The following is a 21,882-nucleotide window of genomic DNA, read 5'->3' on the forward strand; positions in this document are numbered from 1 at the left end:
ATACGCTTAATTTTCTCGACCTGGTAGAAATTAAGATCGCGCGAACCGATTAATTTGAGCCTGCCAATCTTGAAGCCATCGGTCAAAGTTAGGGATTTCCGATCGTCGCTAAGCTTCCATCCTGAAGTTTTATATTCGACAGAGTAACCGCGCTTTTTGAATCTCGGAAAGCCCTTTTTACCGGGTACTTTCTTCTTGCAATTCTCAAAGAATCGACTAATGGCAGACCACGCTCTTTCTGCACTGGCTTGTCTTGCTTGAGAATTTAACTTTTTAGCAAACTCAAACTCTTTGGCAAGTACAGCGCAGTATTTGTTGAGGTCGTATTTATCGCTCCCTTTTACATCCATCCATAGCCTCAAAGCCTTATTGCGGACAAACAGAGCGGTACGAATCGCCTCATCTATGAGGTTATACTGCTCTGTCTTTCCTTTTAGTTTTGCTTCGAGTATTAGCATGGATTGGGTCAGTCTTATGCTGGGCATTCTAGCAAAGAATGTTAGATTAATACAAAGCCGTCCTAGAAGGACGGGGTTTTAAACCCAATTTTTCGATAAAACCGAAGCCGTCCGGATGCGAGCGCTGGTTGAATTTACACCAGCGGCAATCCCGCAGGGATCTACTTCGCGGCACGCGCTCTTCGACCGCGAGATGCGCTACCTTGCAGCCAGTCAGGGCTGGAAAGAAGATTATCGTTTGGGAGAGTGCGAACTTATCGGTCGGAGTTACTACGAACTTCACCCAGAAATTTCCGAGCGTTGGAAACCCATTCACCAACACTGTTTAAACGGCGCGATTGAGTGCTGCGAAGAAGAGAGTTTGCTTCGGGCTGACGGGACGAGGGATTGGCTGAAATGGGAAGTTCGCCCGTGGTACGATCTCAACGGCGCGATCGGCGGCATCATTATGCTGACTGAAGTCATTACCCAGCGAAAACAAGCCGAAATTGCCCTCGAACAACTGAATAAAACCCTAGAAACTCAAGTGGAGGAGCGCACTGCCGAGTTGAAGAAATCGCTTCAAGAACTTGCCGCGATTAAGCTAACCCTCGATCTCTCCATTATCGTTGCCATTACCGATCGCAAAGGCACGATTACCTACGCCAACGACAAATTCTGCGAAATTTCTCAATACTCCCGAGCCGAACTGATCGGACAAAATCACCGCCTTTTAAACTCGGGCTACCATCCCCCGCAATTCTTCCAACAGATGTGGAAAACGATCGCCAGCGGTCAAATTTGGCAGGGAGAAATTTGCAATCGCGCTAAAGATGGGAGCTTGTACTGGGTCGATACTACCATCGTTCCCAGCTTGGATGAAAGCGGAAAACCCGAGCAATACGTGGCTGTTTGCAAGGACATTAGCGATCGCAAGCAAGCCGAAGCCGACAATCAAAAACTCGCTGCTTTAGTCGATAACAGTAACGATTTTATTGCGTTAGGTTCCTTAGAAGGCAAAGCGCTCTATGTCAATCCCGCCGGACGCGCCTTAATGGGTTTAGAAGCGATCGAAGATCTTTCATCGATCAAAATACTCGATTTTATGTTTCCCGAAGACCGGGAACATTTCCTGCAACAGCAGATGCCCAAAATCCAGCAACAAGGGTTCGATCGCGGCGAGTTTCGCTTCAGAAATTTTACGTCTGGCGAAGCCATAGAGATCGACTACAACTCTTTTATTATCAAACACCCCGATACGGGAGAAATGCTAGCCCTCGGTACGATTTGTCGAGATATTCGAGAGCGAAAATTATCCCAACTTCAACTGCAACAAAGAACTCAAGAATTAGAGGAAACCTTGCACGAACTTCGACACACACAAATGCAAATGCTCCATAGCGAAAAAATGTCGAGTTTGGGACAAATTGAAGTTAGCAAACAGTACGGTCAGTTGCCTAAAGTTGAGTGCTATCCGGGTCAACTCAATCAAGTTTGGATGAATATTCTCGTGAATGCGATCGATGCTTTGGAAGAACGAGATCGCCGCCGGACTTACCCGGAAATTCAACAACATCCCAGCCGCATCCAGATTTGCACAGAAGCTCATCGCGCGGGCTGGGTTAGTATCCGCATTAAAGATAACGGATCGGGCATTCCCCCGGCGATTTTAGAGCGCATTTTCGATCCCTTTTTTACGACCAAAGATGTGGGTAAAGGAACGGGCCTCGGAATGTCGATCTCCTATCAAATTATTGTTGAAAAACATAAGGGAAAAATCAGGTGCTTATCCGAGCCGGGAGCGGGAACGGAATTTGCGATCGAAATTCCGATCCGGCAAGTCGATGTGAAGGAATAGGTGAACTACTCTATTGGCTCGGTGCGATCGCATTTAGAAGTCAACCGACCAGTTAGCTAGAGTGCTAAGCCAGAAACTCCGAAGCCACAATCATCGAGCCAATTCCCTTATCGGTAAAGGTTTCTAATAAGATCGCGTGGGGAATGCGGCCGTCGATAATATGGGCAGCGCGTACCCCTTGGGCTAGAGATCTGACGCAGCACTGAACTTTCGGAATCATACCGCCGCTCACCGTACCATCTTGAATCAACTCTCGCGCTTGCTGAATGTCAACGCGCTGAATTAACGTGGACATATCCTTATAATCGCGCAAAATACCGGGAGTATCCGTCAGCAAAATCAGCTTCTCCGCCCCGAGCGCCGCCGCAATTTCGCCCGCTACCGTATCGGCATTAATATTATGAGCTTGCCCGCTTTCATCGGCAGCAACGCTCGAAATGACGGGAATATAACCATCTTTAACCAACGTCTCAATAACTTTAGTATCGACGCGGCTGACTTCCCCAACAAAACCGATACTCTCCCGGTCGAGCGGGCGCGCTTCAATAGAATTGCCATCCTTGCCGCACAAACCCACTGCAATGCCCCCGGCTTGGTTGATTAACGACACCAACTCCTTATTAACGCGACCGACGAGAACCATTTCGACAACATCCATCGTATCGGCATCGGTGACGCGCAAGCCCTGCTTAAATTGAGGCTCGATATTCAGTTTCGTCAGCCAGCTATTAATTTCCGGCCCGCCACCGTGAACGACAACCGGACGCAACCCCACGCAGGAGAGGAAGACAATATCGCGAATGACCTTATCTTTGAGAGTGGAGTCTTTCATCGCCGCACCCCCATATTTAATGACAACCGTGCGACCGGAAAATTGTTGAATGTAGGGAAGGGCTTCGCTGAGAACCCGCACGCGCGTCGCTTCGGCTTGTTTGTAAAATTCGCTCTCGCTGGTCATACCGATTTTCGATGTTAAATTATCAAGGGTTAGGAATTTCTAGCAGTTTAGACGATCTCGCAGGCCGGGATTGTTCGCAATCGACGATTTTTTCATCCCCTTGATGCAAATCTTGCGTCAGGATTTGAGTTTCAAGGAGAGCGATCGCTGTCCGGTCAATAATGCAATCCACTGATGGCTCGATCGCCAAAAGATAAATCCGAGCTATTTTATGGGTTCTTTTCAGCGATCGAACCGCGCTATCGAGAGTTAGCCGCAAATAATAACAATTTTTGCCCGATCGCATCGTCTTTGCGAGAGTTCGGATACAGTCGGTAGAGAGATATCCATTCTACAGGGAGAAATTATGCCTCCAAAACTGGTTGTTATCGGCGATAGCCTGTCCCAAGGCATGATGAGTGCCAGCATCTACCAGCCAGAAGTTTCCTATCCCGCGTTAATTGCTCGCTGTTTGGGCGCAGTTCCGACGAAGGGTGCGGCATCCCAAGATCGCCCCTCATTTCGCATTCCCGACTTTAGCGGCGAAGGGGGGTTGCCCGTCAATCTCGAGCGCGTGTTGCGATTGTTAGTCGAGCGCTACGGCGCAGCGGTGGACTGGGCGGAAGTGCTACCGGCGGCGTTAAGCATTCGCAGTTTTGTCGATCGCGTCGAAGATTATTGGGAGCGAGGCGACGGTTCGCGCGCTTCTACCACCGGCCCGGTTCATCACAATTTATCCGTGTTTAGCTTTAAGTTAGGAGACTGCGATACTTTAACTGAAGCGAACTGTCGCCAAGCCATCCCCGAGCCGAAGGACGATTTACTCGCTCAGATCCCGGAGTCGGCAATGGCTCGAGCCGCACGCCGCACGCTGAATCCGCGTTTTGACAAGCGCTTGGAAAATCTCACCCAGCTTGACTTGGCTAGAGCGATCGCGCAGCGCGAAGGTAAAATCGAAAATCTCATCTTTTGGTTGGGAGCGAATAACGCCCTCGGAACGGTAACGAACCTCAAAATCCAGTGGTCGAAAGCGAGCGATCTGTTGCTGTCCTCGCATTTAGTAACGGCAAACTTATGGCGGCCGGAGCATTTTCGCGCCCTGCTCGATCGCATTGCCCCAAAACTCGCCGCGATCGAGGCAGAACGAGTTTTTATCGGCACGATTCCCCACGTCACGATTCCCCCCATCTCCCGGGGCATCACGCCGGGTAAAAGTGGCGACGAAGCGCGCAGTAGCGACGGTTACTACGAATGTTATACCCAATTTTGGGTTTGGGATGATGAGTTTGAGAAAGCACCCGAACGTTTCTCTTATCTCACCCGCGATGATGCTCGCACGATCGATCGCACTATTGATGCCTACAACGAGATGTTAAAAGCAGAGGCACAAAAGCGCGGCTGGTATCTCGTCGATATCTGTAAAATGTTAGATGACCTGGCTTTTCGCCGCCAAGGGGGAGAAACGAGTTATGTGTTTCCGCCTGCAATGTTAGAAGCATTTCGCACCCATCCCGGCACGAAAGATTGGCTGACCCCAGAAGGGCAGCACGTCCCCGATACTCGCTATTTGCGGATTGTGGCGGAAGGAGGACGAACGCAATATACCGGAGGGCTGTTTAGTTTGGATGGTTTTCATCCCACCACGGTGGGGTACGGACTGGTTGCAGAAGAGTTCCTTAAGGTCATGAAGCAGGCAGGGACAGAAATCCAACAACCCTTAAACTGGAAAGCAATTATCTCAGTATCGTCCCTGCTTAACGATCCACCCGCGAATTTAGAAAGTTTGCGCCAGACTTTGGGCTTTCTCTACAACCGCACGCCGCTGCGGGATCTCATTGAAGCCCTGTAAGTTCTCAATCGACTCGTTCGAGTTGCCAAAGAATTTGGTTGCCTTCGCGTCGCACGCGGGACACGACCCAATTGCGCCACGGCCAATGGTCGCCGCGACTGGTTACGGCGCTGGCGTTGACGTTCATTAAGTCAGCCAGTTCGGAACTGCCAATCAAGTAACCTTTGCTGGCGATTTCGTCGGCAATGCGCAGCGATTCGATCGAATGCCTAAGTTGAGCGATGCGCTGTTCCTGGGAGAGTAGCGAGTCGTCGGTTGCGCTGGTGGGAGCGAATTCAGTCATTTTTTTATGGGGGGTTGTTGGGTGAGGATGCTGTTTGTAACCTATCGTTACTTGTGCTTCTGAGTCTGATAAGCCCGCTACCTTTTCTCGATGGGGTCTTTGCAGCCATTCGAGGTCTTGCAGGGCGGTTTCAAAGTCGGAGAAGGGGTGCTGAGAACCCACGCCGCCCGCGAAGGCTCGTGCAATACGCGCAGCGGATTCGGTGGAGTCCGCATCGGCGTATTCGTTACTCGGCTTATTACTCTGTTCGTACCCATACTGCCAATCGATCCGATCGCTGTTGAGGCGATCGAGGGTTTCCCAGAGTTCTCGATGGAGAATGGGTTCGCCTCCATCGGTTTTCCACTCGCTCTGCTTCCACCCGGAAAGCCCCTTCGTTACTCCCGTTCTCAGGTATTCGCTGTTGATGTAGAGGGTAACGGGTTCGCTTTGGGCGGTGGCGCTGAGAAGCTGGAGAGCAGCAACGGCTGCCTGCATTTCCATACAGTTACTCGTGGTTTGCTCCTGCGCGCCCCCTAATTCGACAATGGAACCATCGGTGAAGCTGACAACTAATCCCCATCCTCCGGGTCCGGGGTTTCCCAAGCAAGTTCCATCGGCGTAGAAACTTTTAATGATGCGAGTGGACATTACAATTCAATTGATAATTGATAATTGATAATTGATAATTGGCAATGCACAATTAATCGATATATTGTCCATTGCCCGTTGCGCGCTGAGTCCGTTGTTGTCTTCAACCGATCGCGATAAATCCCGCCCAGTAGTAGGGATTCGCATAGGGATAGGAATCGCCCTTCATTTTAGCAGCATTCTCTTCTAGGGTTCTCACTTGGGTTTCGAGGTGTTCGGCGGATCGGGTATCGCTGGCTTCGGAAATGCGATCGCGGTAGGCAACCATCAAGCTCTCGGCGGTGGCGGTTTGCAACCAGCGCTGACTTTGGTACAAGGCTTCGGGCGGTTCGGCTCCGGCGCTCAAACGGCGGTAGAATTCTCCTATCAGCAGGTCGCTCGCGATTCTATCTCCCGGCCAAAGACGGTAGAGAATGTACTGTACGCCGCGATCGAGCAGTCTTTCGAGCAGGGCTGCCGTTTTTGCGAGGTTGCTCGGCAGAACCATGAGGTAATAGGAGGAGAGGGGCAGGGTACTGAGTTGCTCCAAACCGAGGCTTTCACCGTAAGCCCATTCAATACCATATTTATTGATTTTTGTCAAACCCGTCCCGGCGGGTTCGGCGACGTGGAGGATTTGATAGCCCTCAGAAATGGCGGCGATCGCGGCGCTTTTCGAGGTTTGGGCGGGATCGAGGTAGCGAGCGCCAGCCCAGTTGCGGCTGACCTGTTGGAAAATCTCCGCTTCCACCTCGCTCTGCCCAACAAATAGACCCGACAGCGAGGTCGGTCGTTGCTGGGTTGAGGGACGAAAGGCGGTGCGGGTGCTGGGGTAACAGTGGGGGATAGCCGTCGAGCGGGCAGAGGCAAACAAAGCCGGCAGGGGTAGCAAATCCAGTTCGCTGCCCGGAATCAGGGTCAAAACGGAGGCTGCTGAAGCGGTTTCTTTAGCAGTAGCAGCCAGAATCGCCGGAACATTGAGAATCTCGGCGAGTCGCTCCAGCAGTTTAGAGAAGACGCTCGGTTCGGCTTCCGCTTGCAGAAGGCAGCGTTGCCAGTCGAGCCGCCAAGTTTGGAATTGTTGCAAGCGTTGCAGTAACTCCAAGCTGTGACCGCTCGTTTGCGGCGCGCGCTCCGGGTCGCTTTCTTCAATCTCGAGGAGGTCGAGCAAAATTTGCCCGATTCGAGTGGGATTTTCCCGTGCTTCCCGAATCCTGGCTCGCAGTGCGGGCGTTAAGACAATTTGTTTGACTTCATTTCCCGGCTGACCGAGAACGAGGGGTTCGGCCCGATCGCGATCGAGAATAAACGTCGTCAGTGCTACGGGGCTGAGATGCCAGTAAACCGCGACGGTTTGGGGTGCGAGCCGCTCCCGAAGTTCCCGCCAACTCGGCGCTTCTGGGGAAGGTTCTCCCTCGATTGAGCTAGCCGCCACTTGACTTTGTTGGGCGAGTTCTAGGGCTGTGGCTAATTCTCCCGACTGCACCGCCAGATCGACTCCTAACTGATTGAACCGAGCTAGTTCTGCCGCGCGGCATTTCTGTTGACCCTCCGACTGTTGGGGATTGTCAAGCAGCCGCAACAGCAAACTCGCTCCGCGCTGCAAAGACTTATTCGCCCGGGCTGTATCTTCCAGCGCCCACTGGACTTGAATCAAATCTTGCAGCACTTCCAGGTGTAACTCCGGGAAGGCTTCTTCGGTGAGGGTCGTCAGGGCTTCGTGATAGCGACCGACGGCTTTTTGACGCAATTCCTCAGCTTCTTGGGGGTTGGTTTGCGCTTGGCGGGAGTACAATCGACCGATCGCGGCGTGCAATTGCCCCCAGCCTTCCGGGTGAGTGTTGGGATAAAGGCATTCTAGCCCCGCTTCCAAGCTGGCGAGTTCCCCGGCTTCGCCGCGCTGATTGAGGCTGGGCGAAGAGTCAGAAATGGCGCTTAGGGAGGTGAGCAGCAGGTCTGGGGCGGCGGAGAGCCGAGCCGCATGACTGCGACCGAGCCAAGCTTCCCAGGCTTCGGGTTTAAATTGTAATGCTTTATCGAAGGAGGCGATCGCTTCTTCGTAAACTTGCAGTTCGATTGCGGCATGACCGCGAGCCGTCCAAATTTCCGGCGTATCGGCTCGCAGTTCTAAGGCTCTATCGTAGGACGCGATCGCCTCTTTTGCATTGCCGACCTTCTTCAACGTCAAGCCGCGCTGATACCATACCCCCGAAAGATCGGGTTCGATTTCGAGCGCTTTTTCGTAAGACGCGATCGCCATTTCCCACTGTCCTGCCCCTTGGAGCGCGTCGCCCCGACTCGACCAAGCTTTATCGTAGTCGGGTTTGAGTTCCAACGCGCGATCGTAGGACGCAACAGCCGCCTCGAAGCGCTCCAACTCCTCCAGGACAATGCCTTGGTTGTACCAAGCCTTATAGTATGTCGGCTCCAGTTCCAGCGCTTGACGGTAACAGATCAGGCTCTCTTCCGGTCGTCCCAACTGTTTGAGCGCTAAACCGCGATTGTTCCAAGCTTGATAGTAGCTCGGTCGCAACTCAATCGCTTTTTCCCAATCGCTCAAAGCGCCCGCAAAATCCTCAATTTCGTAGCGTTCGACACCGCGATTGAAAGCCGTTTCTGGCTCTTCTAAGGGCGGCGGGTTGGCTTGAGAGTCGATTTGTGCCGCTAGTGCCGTCGCCAGCGACTGCAAGTTCGTCGTCTCCAGTCCGAGTTCCTGCGCCACTTGAACGGCAAACGCGGGATTTTGCTGAAGCGTTGTTAACAGTTCTTCCCAAGACCAATCGGTGGGGGAAACTTGACTCGGTATCGGCTCCGGAAGCGGTTCCGGCGGCGGCAGTTCCTCCATCGGGGCGGGCGCGAGGGGCGGGTTGTCTTCGGGAAGCTCGACTGCTGCTCCGAAGTTTTCTACCCCATCCGGGCCAGTATACTCCCAAATTTCGTTGAGGGTTCCGCGCGAGAGGAGTTCCATCGCAATCTCGCGGGCGCGATCTCCGACTTGGCGCGCGGTTGAGGTGGGAGGCAAGGCTTGACACTGTTCGTCGAGTTTGAGGAGATACTGAGCCAAGTTTTCATTGGCTGTCGGTGCTGTCATCGCCTTGAGTTGGTAGCGCTCCAACCAGCCCAGCCAAGCATCCTTGTCGCCTCGTTCGCCCAACGTTTCAAAAAAGCGCTGAATGCGTCCCGGCTGCCACCCATAGGCAATCCCTTCGAGCAATTGCTCGAATAAATACTCGTAATCCGCATCGCTGAGGGGTTTGTTAGGCTTTGGCGCTTCTCTCAACTCCGGAGCGGACTCGGACGTTGGGGATTTGAAGAAAGACTGCCAGATGTTTTTCAAGATATTTTAGGGTTTGACTCGAGATTGATGGAGGACTGGCGCTGGGCCGTTATGCAGAACTCTGACGAGAGCGCACGGCTTTTGTATCCTGCTCTATTGCCAAATTATAATTTATGGGCTATGCGATCGCGCCATTTCGCCTCTGAGTCGGTTGTTTGAAAGCGTTTCCGACTTCTAAGTCTCTATTTTAGAGTCCTGAATCGCCGATTGAACTCTGAAGCGAATATGGGGCGCTTAGTGGCCTTCGTTACTGGACGAGAGAGCGTCACCTTTTTAGGATAGAGGAGATGTGGCGCGATCGGAAATCTCGATTATGGCTTGGTTTGAATTTAGGCAACGATTTATTCCCGATTTTGAAAAAACTTACGGACGTTTGCCGACGGAGCAAGAAATTGTTGATGCGGAGGCGCGTTTTCTGGAGTACGCGCGATCGCAAGGCGCGAATCTAGAGGAGGAAATTTATCCACACCAACCGCCACAAGCTCCAGAAGATAAGGCTTCAAAATAGGACTTCATCAGGATTGATTGGGACATTCTACAGCTTTGATTTCGCTCCTTCACTCAATTAACATTGATGTTTTCGTTCCAACTCTTATCTTGGCTCCGTCTCTTTCAGGCTCGTTTATCCCAACGCCTCGTCCTCTGGCTTTTTGCCAGCCTCGTTTTTATTGAATTTGTTGTTTTGATTCCATCGTATTACTCAGAACAGCGACGACAGCTTCGCAATCTCGAAGACTTATCCTACGCGGCGGTAGATTCAATCATCAGTCTGACCAAGATGGAAGGATTGACTTCCAGTCAATTTCCCGATCGCCTTAAAAAGATTCTTGAAGATTCGACCACGATTCGAGGAATTGCAATTTATAAAACGGATGGAACCCTCGATCGCGTGATTGGAGAAGCCCCTCAATTATTTTTAAGGGATCTGAATCGCTTTCACCAAAAAGTTTATCGGAAAAGTTTTGGCGATCGCTACGATGTAGCGTGGTTGTCTCAGACGATTCAAGACAAATATATTCTCGTTGTTCGTCTTGATGCTTCGAGAGTGAGAGGAGAATTATCGAATTATCTGCTCAGAATTGCCTTCCTCGTTCTGGTGATTTCGGGTTTTGTTACCTTTGTGATGATGCTCGTTCTCGGAAGAACGGTGATCGAACCGATTGTGCGCTTGCGACAAGACCTAATTCGGGCGGGTGAAGCACTCAGCCAAGATAAAACGGGCTGTCAATTTTACTCGCTTTCCGTCCAACGCCGAGATGAAGTTGGGGATGTAATGACGGCGTTTAAGGAAATGTTTAATCGCGTTTCCTGGGAGATTCAAGAACGGAAACGAGCCGAAGCAGTGTTGCGAGAAGAACAAGAAAAATCGGAACGGTTATTGCTGACAATTTTACCGCATTCTATCGCTCAGCAGTTAAAAGAAAAACACGGCACAATCGCAAATCGCTTTTCAAATGTCACGATCTTATTTGCTGATATTGTTGGCTTTACGCCTCTGTCTTCTTCCTTGTCACCAGAAGAATTGGTGGAGTTATTAAATCAGATTTTTTCGAGTTTCGATTGCTTGACAGAGCAGTACAATATTGAGAAAATAAAAACGATTGGCGATAGTTATATGGTAGCGGCGGGTTTGCCTTTGCCGAGAGAAGACCACGCGGACGCGATCGCAGAAATGGCCCTCGGTATGCAAGCAATCGTTCAACAATTTCCGAGCTTATTGGGAACCCAACTTCAAATCCGCATCGGGATTAATACTGGAACCGTTGTAGCGGGCGTAATCGGCACAAAAAAGTTTATTTACGATTTGTGGGGGGATGCCGTAAACATCGCCAGTCGTATGGAATCTCACGGACTCCCCGGCTCTATTCAAGTGAGCGAACAAACGTATCAATTACTGCGCGATCGCTACCAATTTCAAGAGCGTGGAGAACTAGAAATTAAGGGTAAAGGAATGATGCGAACCTATATTTTATTGGGAAATAAAGAAGAAAACTTAGCGGAAAAAACCATATAATAGCTGCCAGCCAACGAGCGCGATCGCTAAATCTGCTAAGATATGACTAATCGTACTCGCCCAGAGCGAATGAGACTTAAAATAGCACCACGACCAAATCGCTCCCGCTCCAAAAACACCCAGAGAACCTAACACAACGACCGGCAAGGCAAAATAACGAGCTAAGCCAATAACGTGATGTAAAGTAAACAGCAGCGCGCTCAATAAAATTGCACCTTGAAGTTGCAATAACCGCTCGCATTGACGACCGACAAACCAGCGCCAAACATACTCTTCGATCGGCGCATTAATAAAGCTAAAATAAGCAGCACCCGCCAAATAGACTTGCGGACTGCTAACGCCAACTTGCTGCGCTCGATCTCGAACATAAACTGGATCGATTAAATCTTGACCGACTGCAATATAGATTCCCCAAATAGTTGCAAACATAGCCAGTCCTAGCACCGTTCCGAGTAAAACTTCCCCCATACGAGGCAGACTCAGTTTAAATTCACCTTTCTCGACGCGAAGAAACCAAACTGCGGGTAAGACGAATAGCCAAAGTTTTGACAGCGAAAAAATAGCTTGTCCCAAAGTTCCCGGCGCAATCCATAAGGCCATTGCTACGCCGAAGCTGGCAACCGGAACGATAAGAAGTAAGGCAAGAATTGCTTGTTTTCGCATCTCAAAATTATCCTTTTGTGAAGAGAGGCGAGCAGAAAAAAATAACTTTTCGTGTTAATATCAAATTTAAATAAAGGTGCATAGAATTTTCGTGTTCAAGTATCCTTTTAGTACCGTCCGTACTAACGCAGTGTTAGTTGGTTGTTACTTCTACAAACTGCATAGCCAACGAGAAATCGATGCAATTTGGTTTTCTTCATTTAAGTTGGCAGCATTACTGAGCGACCCGCTTTCTAATTGCTCCCAAATTTCACCAGCCATCCTTTTTTGAATTGCCGACCCTAACGCATCGAACCACCAAGCGTATCGCCGCGAGTCAATAGAAATCTAAAAACTAATTCCTCTACAAAATTTGCACCTGCTGGCTCAAGAAAGTTTTTAATTAAACCGTTAATCGCGTCAACTTTATCCTGCGGCATCAAGTGAGCGAGAGATTTGTCAGATAATCCTGCCGCAGTCAACAATCCCATCTCGATACCCTGAATACTTAGCAAGTCAGCAGGAATTCTAACTTGATTTACCGCCTCTTTCAGTGCCTTTGCTTCTGCCACATAAGGGGTAGCCCGTCGGTTCTTTTCAAGTGCAAGCGCCACGAAGCCCGCACGAGTTGCTTCATAAGTTGTTACAAGCTCCTTACTAGACTGAAGATAGTTACGATAAGCAGTCATAAGATATAGTTACTGTTTTCTCCATACATAAACACATTTTCGCAAGGGATCGCGCCCATGATTTCCCATTTGCTGGCTACTGTTACCCTTATCACCCGGTAAAACGAGAATATTTTCAACTATGAAACCGAGTTTCTCCGCAAAGTCCGAGAGTATCGTATCTACTGAAATACTTACGCCAGAATAACGCACATTGTCATTGACCATAAACAACAATGCTCCAGGTTTGAGTATGCGGGAACATTCTTGTATAACGCAAGCCATTTCGTAAAAATAACCTCTTACCATTCGGGGTATTCCGTTATTATTTAATACACCCTGAAGTTTCCGATCGCCCAAATAGCGCAAAATGGATTGTAATAGAGTCTGTGTATTTGCAGTCTCTAGAGCCAAATTCCAATTTGGATTAATAGTCAACAAGTCTTTTGAGCGATTTTCGACTGTGCAGCTTAACATTTCCTGTCGTAGATCGATTAGCCCCTTTTCAGAAACATTTAATAATGCAAGTTCTAATGCATAAGTGCGAGTGTAGTCATATCGATTGCAATAGGGTGGAGATGTGATAACAGCATCATAAATTGCATCAGGCAAAGTCGGTAGCAAGCTGAGACAAGAACCTTTAAAAAGTTTGACTTTACCGGGTGGCATCTTAACCGAAAAAAGTTCTACCTGATGTATGGGAGGTTCAAGATCGTTGATGATTTCTTCGATCTTACTGGCGATCGCATAATCAAAATCTAAAATATCACCTTTGTTAAAAGGCTTCTTTCCTTGCCCACGGCCAGAACGATGATCCCAACGGAGATATTGCCCATCTTTGCGAGTGTAGCTTATAGACTCTAAAATGCATAGTAAAGCAAAGCGCAGAACTTTTTGTACTCTTTCATTTTCTTGATAACAAGCTTCTAGGTATTGCTCAATTGCTTTTTTGGTTTCTTGAGAATAGGCTCCTTTTGTAATCTTAAACTCGGTCAAACAAAACTTTTGATTAACCTGCTTCCAGATTTGAGATCTCAACCAAGTTTTGAGACGTTCTAAGTCTTCAAATGTCAATTCAGTATCGATAATCTTCTTTGTTTCAATGATCTGTTGACCAATAGGTAACAACTCAATACCATCAGTATCCAATCCTAAATCACTAGCAGCAAACAAAGCCGTTCCGCTGCCTGCAAAAGGATCTAGTATCTTGCCCTGATTAAGTCCATACTTTTGCAGTAAAAGCTCAACAAGAGAGGCAGAAAAGGCTTCTTTATATTTGTACCATCGGTATATAGGTCTTGTTTTGTTAGCTTGAAAACTTACTAAAAGTCTAGTAAGTGCAGGCTGAACAAAAAACTTGGCTTGAAAATGATGCTGTAATTGTTTGTCAAGGTTATCAATTTCCCTAAGAGTATTATTTTGCACTTCAGGGTCGATATTGGAAACGCTTGACAGATTTGTCACAAGTATTAGTCCCTACGAAATACGAATCTGCTTATTATATCAGTGCCTTCAGTCTAAAATGCTAATCGAGTAAGCTAGCGATGTTTTTCGTCTGAAACCTTGAAACGATTATAGCTGACAAGATTTGAAAATTCTCCTTACCAATACTGAAGCCCTGTTGACGATAAAATTCTTTAAAGAACCGATCGCCAGAACCGTATTTAAGATACTGCTACAACTTGCTAGAGTTGAATATTATTTTGCTGCATATAACTCAGCAGCCAATTCGCCATCGTCGCGCGGCGGGTTTGTCGCGGTCCGAATTCGCCAACTTTATAACCTTTAAATCCCAATGTTTCTTTAAGTAACTGTTTATTTTCTGGGGGGATGGAGCGCGTTAATTTAACGGTGGGGGGACGATTTTCGATGAAATCCGGTGGTTCGGGATAGTCGGCGCGCCAATCGTCGGGAACGGCGCTGTTGTCCCAAGTTTGCGTTTGTGGGTCGTAGCGATAGCCTAAATAGTGCCAAACGAGTTGGTTGACGGTTGCATCTTCAATGGTCTCGTTGAGAATCGCCCAGAGGGTGTCGCGGTTGAGGGGAGGTAAATTAGACATGGGGTTTGAGACTAGGTTGCGCCGAGCGTACCGCCCTTAAAGGGACTCCCTCCCTTGGGGAAGGGAGGGAGTGGGGGTGAGACTGGGGATTGGGGATCCAGTCACCTGATTATTAGTTTGACATACCCTCGCTCAAAATTTCAATCAATTTTGGCAGGGTCTCACTCGGAGAAATTTTGTTGGCTCGCTTTTGGGGATCGCCGGAAAATTTGGAAAATTTGTGGTTTTAATTGTGCGCCAGCCATCGATTTTGTGCTAATCTATTAGTTAAGATTATAAAAATTTCCAGCGTTTGTTGGGGCGAACTTTGGCAAGGTAGAGAGTGACCTGCAAGGTTGGTCTGGAATGGTTTCCGCGCTCATTCGATTGATTCAAGCAATCTTTCGGAGCGGCGCAGTTTTCTCGTACCGGCATAATTAATCTCCGAGCAATAACGGCTTTCGAGTCGGTTGCTCTGGGTTCTGATGAAGGGTAATGCCTTTGCAGGTGTTTAAAGTACGAGTTTGTCAGCAACAACGCTATAGGATTCTGTCGGGTGATAGATTGCGACAGAGGGAGAATGAGGGGCAGAAAGCTTTGTTAAAGGCGAGCTTATCTATCTCGAATTTAATTTCTCTTGTCGTCACCCCCAGAAATATGCGCCAAACCCATTAGCGTTTTAAAGATTGCTAATGCGATTGGTCTTAGCTCGCAATGCTTCGATTGATTTTGGGAATTCACTTTCCACTCCTCGCCCACCTTACTGATTATTAGAGAGATGCCTATTGTTATTTTGCTCTTGGCGGCTGCCGTTTACCTAAGTACGGTTTATATCGTTCTGGCTTTGGCTCAGCGCAATGCGAAGGCGACAGAACCGTCGCGTCCCCTGCGCTAATTGTTATTATTGGTATTGAAATTGCGTTTCTGGCTCGGTCTTTAGAGAGCTAGTTGACGGCTTGCTCTTGCATTGGACTAGCTCTCTGGGGTTTGAACCCGATGTTGCGTCTAGCAACTCGGTTTTACTAGGGTGGGGATTTTAAGTAGCGGGAACGGAGGCGAGTTGAATTTGCTCGACTTCCGGTAAGCGCCCGAGCCATTGCTGGGAAAGGGAAGCAAAGTCTTGCGGGCAACCGCTCGTATAAAACTGCGTGGGGAGTGCCGTTTTGAGGTGCTTGAGGCCCATTAATTCTAATTCGCGATCGATCGCGCGAACGAGCCATTGCGCCGGATCCACTAAGCGAACCGATCGCGGTAGCAATTTCTTCAGCACGGGTTCTAGATGGGGATAGTGCGTGCAACCGTAAATCAAGGTGTCAATTTGGCGATCGAGCAATGGTTGGAGGTACTGGCGCGCCACTTGTTGGGTATAAGGATCGCGGATGCGGTTGCTTTCAATTAAGGGGACGAACTCCGGACAGCCCACCTCCCAAACGCGCGCTTCGGGATTGGCTTCAAGAATCGCTTGTTGGTAGGCGTGACTGGCGGCGGTAGCGGGGGTGGCAATCACGCCGATGCGCCGTCCGGTTCGCACGGCCGCGCGCGCGCCCGGTAAGATAATGCCTAAGATAGGAAAGTCAAACTCTTGGCGCACGGCTTCTAAGGCTAGGGCGGAACTGGTATTACAGGCCATGATGACCATTTTGACCTCTCGCTCGCGCATCCAATGCAGGATTTCCCGCACAAACTGCAAAATTTCTTCTGCCGATCGCGTACCGTAAGGTAGGCGCGCAGTATCGGCAAAATAAAGAATCGATTCCTCGGGAAGTTGTCGGTTGAGTTCTCGGAGAACCGTCAGCCCCCCCACACCACTATCAAATACGCCAATCGGTCTGCGTTGGATTTCCTGCATTAATTTAGTTTCTTATCGAGAGTTTAAGCATTGCAACGAATTCTAAACTGTTGTTGGGAAGACCGCTAGCGTAGATTCCGTTGAACATACTCGAGAACGCCGCGCGCGATCGCGGTTGCCAATTGGCGGCGATGTTCGGGCTTCCTCAAATTCGATGAATCCTCAGAACCCGTAACGAAACCAATTTCCACCAAAACGGCGGGCATTTCTGAATTTCTCAGCACGTAGAAGCGGGCTTGGCGAACCGAGCGATCGCGAATATCCACCGTATCTAAAACATTGCGGTGAATGATGCTAGCTAACTGCGAGCCATTGGAAAAATAATACGTTTCCAAACCGCTCACCTCGGGACGATTATCGACCGAATTGGCGTGAATGCTGACAAATAAATCGGCTCGCAAGCGGTTCGCCAGAGCCGTGCGCCCCTGCAAGCTGATAAAGCGATCGTCATCGCGCGTCATCGTGACATTAATCCCCTGCTGCTCCAGCAACTTCGCCACTTGCTGGGAGACATCGAGAACCACTTCCTTTTCTTGCAAACCGCCCAAACCGATCGCGCCGTAATCCTCGCCCCCGTGTCCCGGATCCACCACCACGCGCAAACGGCTGTTAGGGATAGATGGGAGACTGTCGGGGTTCGTTTGTCGGGGCGGGAGGGGAGTTGTGCGATCCGGGGGGGAAACTGGGACAGCCGTACTGGTTCTAATCGCGAGGTCGATATTCAACAGCGAACCGCGCTGGTCGATACTGCCGATTTGAAAAGTGGGAGACGGTTTGAGCAATAAAACCACCGTTTGGGCATCCTGCTGGCGCACCCGCAGTTCGGCAATCGGGCTATCCGGCTTTAATTGCGGCCCTTGGAGGCGTTCTGCGAGGCGGGCGTTGGGGATAGTGAGTTCGTAGAGTCCGGCGCTATCGTTCCAACGGCTAGAAATGGCGAGGGGTCGATTTCCCCGCACCACCAAACGACGATTGACCAAATCGATCGCCTCAACGGTTGCCGCGCGATCGCTCGCTACCGGCGGAGGAACGTTCGTGGGGGGCGGCAGAGGAGGCAGGGAAGGAACCGTCGAAACCGGCGGTTGCGTCGGTCGCGACTGGGAACCAATCTGTTCCGGATTCGGGAGGGAAACCGTCCAATTGGTCGGCGAAACCCCTCGGAATTGAATCTTATCGGGGTTCATCGTGTAACCCGGAGCCAGTTCGACGACAATGCGCGTGGTGCGATCGTCAAATTGACCGACGCGCACGCCGCGAACCGTACCGCGAAAAGATTGATTGACTGTCTCTCGCCCCAAATCGATTCCAGGCAGATCGATAATTAGGCGCGTGGGGTTAGAAATAAGTTGAGCCGTCGGTTGTACGCCAACGTCCGTTGTGAAGAGCAATTGGTTTTGATTGGGATCGAAACGCCAAAATAATAACCTGGCCGCTTCTGCGGGCAAGGCACACAGCACAACGCTCAACCAACTCAAAAGCAACAAGTAAAATCTCAAGGTTTTCATTCCTCGAAAGGTGGGGGTTAAAGGACTGGAGATTCGAGACGCGCTACTGTCGCGAGCGATAGGTGCGAACCTCCGAGTATAGCTTTACGGAATTCAACATTCAAAATTAACAATGCCGTTCCAGGGTAGTCATTGTAACGATTTTGAACGGTCAATTGATTTCCGTACTGCTCGGGCAATATGTGTTGTCTTCGTTGAAAAATACCACGACCCGGACAAAATTGTTGATGGGAAGATAGTACCAACAAGTGGCAGTGAATGACGGCAGTGGAAACTTGAAAGTTGCCGAAACCGCCGTCTTGGTTGGAGATTAACGTTAATCGGGACTGCTAGCTGACTCGACAGCGGTTGCTGGTTCCTTAAAAACAACCCGCAATAACGGTGGCGCGAGAAAGGTGGTGAAAATGACCATCATAATAATGGCAGCATTGGTGGACTCGGAAAGCGCGCCGCTCGCCGAACCGACTCCGGCAAAAACCAATCCCACCTCGCCGCGCGGAATCATCCCTACGCCAACAGCGAGTTTTTTCAGTCCCGGTTGCCAGAGGGTAAAGCCCGTAATGACTTTGCCGACAATTGCTACGCCAATCAGGAATAGGGCGATGATGAGGCCCTCGCGGTTGCTGGGAATGGCCGGATTCAACACGCTTAAGTCGGTTTTTGCGCCCACGCAGACGAAGAAGAGGGGAACAAAAATATCGGCAACGGGAACGACTTGTTCTTCGAGTTCCCGGCGCTTGTCAGTTTCGGCGAGAATCAAACCGGCGGCAAAGGCTCCTAAAATGGCTTCGAGGTGAATGACGGCGGCAATGTAGGCCAGGATGAAGGCAAAACAGAGGGCTGTTAGCAGGAGTTTTCCGCGCGTTTTCATCGAATTGACTAATCCCACCCAAAGCGGACTGATGAGACGACCCAGCAAAATCGCGCCGACTAGGAAGACGGCTGCACTGATAATTAGATAGATAACGTTGGTAATTTCGATTTCGCCAGTTTTAGACAAGCTGGCGACGACGGCTAAGACGATAATGCCAAGAATGTCGTCAAGGACTGCCGCACCAATGATGATTTGTCCTTCGGTGGAGGAGAGTTGACCGATTTCGGCGAGAACTTTGGCGGTAATGCCGATACTCGTCGCTGTGAGGGCAGCACCCGCAAAGATGGCGGGAATGGGGGCAATGTGAAACAGGAAGATTAACCCTGCGGTTCCGGCGGCGAAGGGGGCGACGACTCCGACGGTAGCAACGACAGCCGCTTGGGGACCGACGCGAATCAGTTCGGCGAGGTCGGATTCGAGGCCGATTTCAAAGAGGAGAATGATAACCCCCAGTTCGGCGAGGAGGGAGATAACTTCGCTTTGGGTGGCGAAGACCGATTGGGCGGCTTCGGGGCTGAGGTTAGCCGTGGCTTCCATGATACGGATAATCAGCGAATCGCCTGCTGCTGCACCGCTGGCCGGAAAAACAAGCAGGTGCAGCGCGGAAATGCCGATAATGACACCGCCGACGAGTTCGCCGAGGACGGGCGGAAGGTTGATGCGGGCGCAGAGTTCGCCGCCGATTTTGCTGGCGGCGTAGACTGCGACGAGACTGAGTAAGACACCTGCAAGAACGAAGGTGCTTTCTTCTGCTGCCGTTTCGGTGGCGGCTGCGATGGGAAAGGTTAGAAACAAAGAAAGGTCGAAATTCATGCTGGGGAGAATTTCCTGCGATCGCATCCGGCAGGAGTGAAGGATATAGGATCTTTGTCTAATGTACTGGAGAATCTTCCCAATTGAATGTTAGGGGGAGGAATCCTTATGATGCGATGTCAGGTTGTCTTGATTTTTGCGAGTCGTTGCTTCAAGATTGACGCACGAGTTTTTTTGGGGTTAAGGTGATGCGATCGATTCAAGGGACGACGAAGTTATTGGGCGTGATTGGCGCGCCGGTGGAACATTCGCTGTCGCCTGCGATGCACAATGCAGCATTGGCGCATTTGGGGCTGGATTATGTCTACGTGCCGTTTCCAGTGCGTCCGGTGGATTTGGAGCGCGCGATCGCGGGGTTTGAGGCAGTTGGGGTAGTGGGTTTCAGCATCACCATTCCCCACAAGCAAGCGATCTTGCCTTTATTATCGCAGGTTTGGCCCGCCGCGCAATTGGTGGGAGCCGCGAACACGGTTTGGTATAACGATGGGGGCTGGAGCGGCACGAATACTGATGTTGAGGGCTTTATTGCGCCGTTAAAGGCGTTGCAGCGCGATTGGAGTCAAGTTGTGCCGGTGGTGCTGGGAAATGGCGGCGCGGCGCGGGCTGTGGTGGTGGGGTGTGCGGAGTTGGGCTGCCCAGAAGTTTGCGTTGTGGGGCGAGATCGCGATCGCTTGGACAAATTTAAACAAAGTTGGCGAGATACGCCCCTTCACGGGCTTGTTAGCGTTCGTTCCTGGGATGAATTATCGGGGCTGGTATCGGCGACAGATTTGCTGGTAAATACCACGCCGGTGGGGATGTTTCCTCATGTTTCGCAATCGCCGGTGGAGGAAAGTGTTTTGGAGGGATTGAAGGCGGACGCGATCGCTTACGATTTGATTTATACGCCTCGCCCGACGTTATTTCTCAAACTCGCTCAACAACGGGGTGCAATGATAATTGACGGTACGGAAATGTTGGTGCAACAAGGGGCAGCAGCTTTACAAATTTGGTTGCAACAACCCGTTCCCGTTGATGTGATGCGTCAGGCATTGTTAGAGAAGTTAGCGGCTTAAATATCTATAGTTTTTTCTTTTATAGCGGTGATGACAATCCAATCAGTCAAAAACTAGGCGAATGCCATTCGCCTTTACTAAAATTTGTCCTCACTACCTTGGCGATTACTATAGCGCTATCTTCTACCAATTCCTATAGGTTTTGCACGATTTCCCAGAGCTAGGGCAGAGTAATGCTCATTGGTGTCAACTTAACGCGATCGCGGGCAGAAAGAATGCGATCGAGGATAGCTAAGCGCGCCGGGGAGTGAGTCAAGTGCAATGATTTGACAGCGCATATGGATGAGATGTTTGATTGCACAACCCACCCCGTAGACCTCAGCCTTGTGTAGCTAATTTTGCTGCGCCTGAAACAAACATCAATGTTTCAGAAAAGCCCCTTTTGACGGTTAATTTTTCCTCTATCTGATGTCGCTTATCGGTCGTACTAATGCCTTATTTTATTATGCGTAAAATAGGCGTTTTACCAACAGCAACACTCCCAGAAAGTTTGTGCAGTTCTTTAATTTCATCTATGTTAGCAATAATAACGGGGGTTAGAGTTGATTTTGCTTTAGCTTCTAAAAGTTCTAAATCAAATTCAAGAATCGTATCACCAACTTTAACGGCTTGACCTTCCTCAGCAATCCGCTTGAAACCCTCCCCTTTTAGGACAACTGTATCAATTCCAAAGTGGACAAAGATTTCAAATCCATCATTAGATGTAATCGAAAAAGCATGGTTTGTTTCAACTATGTTACCAATTGTCCCCGTTACTGGCGCTACTATTTTGTATCCGCTTGGTTTAATCGCAATACCATCACCAACTATTTTCTCAGCAAATACAACATCAGGAACATCTTCAAGGTTTACAATATCGCCTGAAAGTGGCGCAATAATTTCTATGCCAATTGCGTCTGCACCATCACTTCCTACTACGGATTTTAATTTATCGAATAAACTCATTCTACTTACTCCACAAATTTTTATGGCGACAAAATTATTAACACTGTATGTACATTAACAGAGCCATTAATTATAGCAAATACTGGTCGAAGATTCAAAGCATTTTTCTGCGCCATTTCTAAGCACTTATGCAAAATAAATTACCTGTTCTAGATCGCTGAAAATTTT

General features: G+C 49.6%; 17 protein-coding genes and 1 pseudogene. 5 read left to right on the forward strand and 13 right to left on the reverse strand.

The features are described from left to right. Positions 1 to 458: pseudogene (locus H6G50_RS02620) on the reverse strand (RNA-guided endonuclease TnpB family protein); the annotation flags it as partial. A 115-nt stretch (positions 459 to 573) separates the two neighbouring features. Here H6G50_RS02620 and H6G50_RS02625 point away from each other — a divergent pair. Further along, positions 574 to 2,295, forward strand: a complete 1,722-nt coding sequence (locus H6G50_RS02625; protein WP_190713048.1) for a PAS domain S-box protein — start codon at positions 574 to 576, stop codon at positions 2,293 to 2,295. A 64-nt stretch (positions 2,296 to 2,359) separates the two neighbouring features. On the opposite strand, the gene argB is transcribed toward H6G50_RS02625, so the two are convergent. Beyond that, complete coding sequence (argB, locus tag H6G50_RS02630) at positions 2,360 to 3,253, reverse strand: acetylglutamate kinase (RefSeq protein WP_190713051.1); 894 nt, start codon at positions 3,251 to 3,253, stop codon at positions 2,360 to 2,362. Between the two features lie 22 nt (positions 3,254 to 3,275). Then, positions 3,276 to 3,539, reverse strand: coding sequence for a hypothetical protein (locus tag H6G50_RS02635; RefSeq protein WP_190713054.1), 264 nt, complete (start codon positions 3,537 to 3,539; stop codon positions 3,276 to 3,278). Positions 3,540 to 3,599: 60 nt separating this feature from the next. Here H6G50_RS02635 and H6G50_RS02640 point away from each other — a divergent pair, with 60 nt between their 5' ends. Further along, a complete protein-coding gene (locus tag H6G50_RS02640) occupies positions 3,600 to 5,081 on the forward strand; it encodes an SGNH/GDSL hydrolase family protein (RefSeq protein ID WP_190713056.1) in 1,482 nt (493 codons plus the stop codon). 4 nt (positions 5,082 to 5,085) lie between these two features. On the opposite strand, the gene H6G50_RS02645 is transcribed toward H6G50_RS02640, so the two are convergent. Then, the gene (locus H6G50_RS02645; protein WP_190713058.1) at positions 5,086 to 5,994 is read right to left on the reverse strand and encodes a ribonuclease H; all 909 of its coding nucleotides are present in this window, start codon (positions 5,992 to 5,994) and stop codon (positions 5,086 to 5,088) included. Between the two features lie 103 nt (positions 5,995 to 6,097). Further along, complete coding sequence (locus H6G50_RS02650) at positions 6,098 to 9,310, reverse strand: tetratricopeptide repeat protein (protein ID WP_190713060.1); 3,213 nt, start codon at positions 9,308 to 9,310, stop codon at positions 6,098 to 6,100. 289 nt (positions 9,311 to 9,599) lie between these two features. On the opposite strand from H6G50_RS02650, the gene H6G50_RS02655 reads away from it, so the two are divergent. Further along, the gene (locus H6G50_RS02655; RefSeq protein ID WP_190713062.1) at positions 9,600 to 9,818 is read left to right on the forward strand and encodes a hypothetical protein; all 219 of its coding nucleotides are present in this window, start codon (positions 9,600 to 9,602) and stop codon (positions 9,816 to 9,818) included. Between the two features lie 66 nt (positions 9,819 to 9,884). Then, complete coding sequence (locus tag H6G50_RS02660) at positions 9,885 to 11,324, forward strand: adenylate/guanylate cyclase domain-containing protein (RefSeq protein WP_190713064.1); 1,440 nt, start codon at positions 9,885 to 9,887, stop codon at positions 11,322 to 11,324. On the opposite strand, the gene H6G50_RS02665 is transcribed toward H6G50_RS02660, so the two are convergent. The 7 genes from H6G50_RS02665 to H6G50_RS02695 all read right to left on the reverse strand — a co-directional run bounded on the left by H6G50_RS02665 (position 11,304) and on the right by H6G50_RS02695 (position 19,714). Then, positions 11,304 to 11,987 carry a type II CAAX endopeptidase family protein gene (locus tag H6G50_RS02665; RefSeq protein ID WP_190713066.1) on the reverse strand — a complete coding sequence of 228 codons (684 nt, stop codon included), beginning with the start codon at positions 11,985 to 11,987 and terminating at the stop codon, positions 11,304 to 11,306. The two genes, H6G50_RS02660 and H6G50_RS02665, sit on opposite strands and share 21 nt — an antisense overlap. A 281-nt stretch (positions 11,988 to 12,268) precedes the next feature. Further along, positions 12,269 to 12,655 (reverse strand): AvaI/BsoBI family type II restriction endonuclease, encoded by a 387-nt coding sequence (locus tag H6G50_RS02670; protein WP_199302682.1) that lies wholly within the window; start codon positions 12,653 to 12,655, stop codon positions 12,269 to 12,271. Between the two features lie 9 nt (positions 12,656 to 12,664). Further along, on the reverse strand, positions 12,665 to 14,098 hold the full coding sequence (locus H6G50_RS02675; protein WP_190713067.1) for a site-specific DNA-methyltransferase: 1,434 nt from the start codon (positions 14,096 to 14,098) through the stop codon (positions 12,665 to 12,667). Positions 14,099 to 14,319: 221 nt separating this feature from the next. Beyond that, positions 14,320 to 14,694, reverse strand: a complete 375-nt coding sequence (locus H6G50_RS02680) for a DUF1823 family protein (RefSeq protein WP_190713070.1) — start codon at positions 14,692 to 14,694, stop codon at positions 14,320 to 14,322. A 1,015-nt stretch (positions 14,695 to 15,709) separates the two neighbouring features. Then, the gene (gene murI, locus H6G50_RS02685; RefSeq protein ID WP_190713073.1) at positions 15,710 to 16,522 is read right to left on the reverse strand and encodes a glutamate racemase; all 813 of its coding nucleotides are present in this window, start codon (positions 16,520 to 16,522) and stop codon (positions 15,710 to 15,712) included. Positions 16,523 to 16,587: 65 nt separating this feature from the next. After that, a complete protein-coding gene (locus H6G50_RS02690) occupies positions 16,588 to 18,027 on the reverse strand; it encodes an N-acetylmuramoyl-L-alanine amidase (RefSeq protein ID WP_190713075.1) in 1,440 nt (479 codons plus the stop codon). A gap of 316 nt (positions 18,028 to 18,343) precedes the next feature. Next, positions 18,344 to 19,714, reverse strand: coding sequence for a cation:proton antiporter (locus tag H6G50_RS02695; protein WP_190713078.1), 1,371 nt, complete (start codon positions 19,712 to 19,714; stop codon positions 18,344 to 18,346). A gap of 188 nt (positions 19,715 to 19,902) precedes the next feature. Here H6G50_RS02695 and H6G50_RS02700 point away from each other — a divergent pair, with 188 nt between their 5' ends. After that, entirely contained in the window at positions 19,903 to 20,769 is an 867-nt protein-coding gene (locus tag H6G50_RS02700) for a shikimate dehydrogenase (protein WP_190713080.1), read from the forward strand. Between the two features lie 435 nt (positions 20,770 to 21,204). Here the strand turns inward: H6G50_RS02700 and crr are convergent, their stop codons facing one another. Further along, a complete protein-coding gene (crr, locus tag H6G50_RS02705; RefSeq protein WP_190713082.1) occupies positions 21,205 to 21,714 on the reverse strand; it encodes a PTS glucose transporter subunit IIA in 510 nt (169 codons plus the stop codon). Between the last annotated feature and the right edge of the window lie 168 nt (positions 21,715 to 21,882).

The sequence above is a fragment of the Oscillatoria sp. FACHB-1406 genome, assembly GCF_014698145.1.
Taxonomy (GTDB): Bacteria; Cyanobacteriota; Cyanobacteriia; order Cyanobacteriales; family Spirulinaceae; genus FACHB-1406.

Excerpts from the sequence above, each read along its gene's own strand:
- H6G50_RS02625 (WP_190713048.1), top strand. The coding sequence starts at position 574 with ATGCGAGCGCTGGTTGAATTTACACCAGCGGCAATCCCGCAGGGATCT.
- argB (WP_190713051.1), bottom strand. The coding sequence starts at position 3,253 with ATGACCAGCGAGAGCGAATTTTACAAACAAGCCGAAGCGACGCGCGTG.
- H6G50_RS02635 (WP_190713054.1), bottom strand. The coding sequence starts at position 3,539 with ATGCGATCGGGCAAAAATTGTTATTATTTGCGGCTAACTCTCGATAGC.
- H6G50_RS02640 (WP_190713056.1), top strand. The coding sequence starts at position 3,600 with ATGCCTCCAAAACTGGTTGTTATCGGCGATAGCCTGTCCCAAGGCATG.
- H6G50_RS02645 (WP_190713058.1), bottom strand. The coding sequence starts at position 5,994 with ATGTCCACTCGCATCATTAAAAGTTTCTACGCCGATGGAACTTGCTTG.
- H6G50_RS02660 (WP_190713064.1), top strand. The coding sequence starts at position 9,885 with ATGTTTTCGTTCCAACTCTTATCTTGGCTCCGTCTCTTTCAGGCTCGT.
- H6G50_RS02665 (WP_190713066.1), bottom strand. The coding sequence starts at position 11,987 with ATGCGAAAACAAGCAATTCTTGCCTTACTTCTTATCGTTCCGGTTGCC.
- H6G50_RS02670 (WP_199302682.1), bottom strand. The coding sequence starts at position 12,655 with ATGACTGCTTATCGTAACTATCTTCAGTCTAGTAAGGAGCTTGTAACA.
- H6G50_RS02680 (WP_190713070.1), bottom strand. The coding sequence starts at position 14,694 with ATGTCTAATTTACCTCCCCTCAACCGCGACACCCTCTGGGCGATTCTC.
- murI (WP_190713073.1), bottom strand. The coding sequence starts at position 16,522 with ATGCAGGAAATCCAACGCAGACCGATTGGCGTATTTGATAGTGGTGTG.
- H6G50_RS02690 (WP_190713075.1), bottom strand. The coding sequence starts at position 18,027 with ATGAAAACCTTGAGATTTTACTTGTTGCTTTTGAGTTGGTTGAGCGTT.
- H6G50_RS02695 (WP_190713078.1), bottom strand. The coding sequence starts at position 19,714 with ATGAATTTCGACCTTTCTTTGTTTCTAACCTTTCCCATCGCAGCCGCC.
- H6G50_RS02700 (WP_190713080.1), top strand. The coding sequence starts at position 19,903 with ATGCGATCGATTCAAGGGACGACGAAGTTATTGGGCGTGATTGGCGCG.
- crr (WP_190713082.1), bottom strand. The coding sequence starts at position 21,714 with ATGAGTTTATTCGATAAATTAAAATCCGTAGTAGGAAGTGATGGTGCA.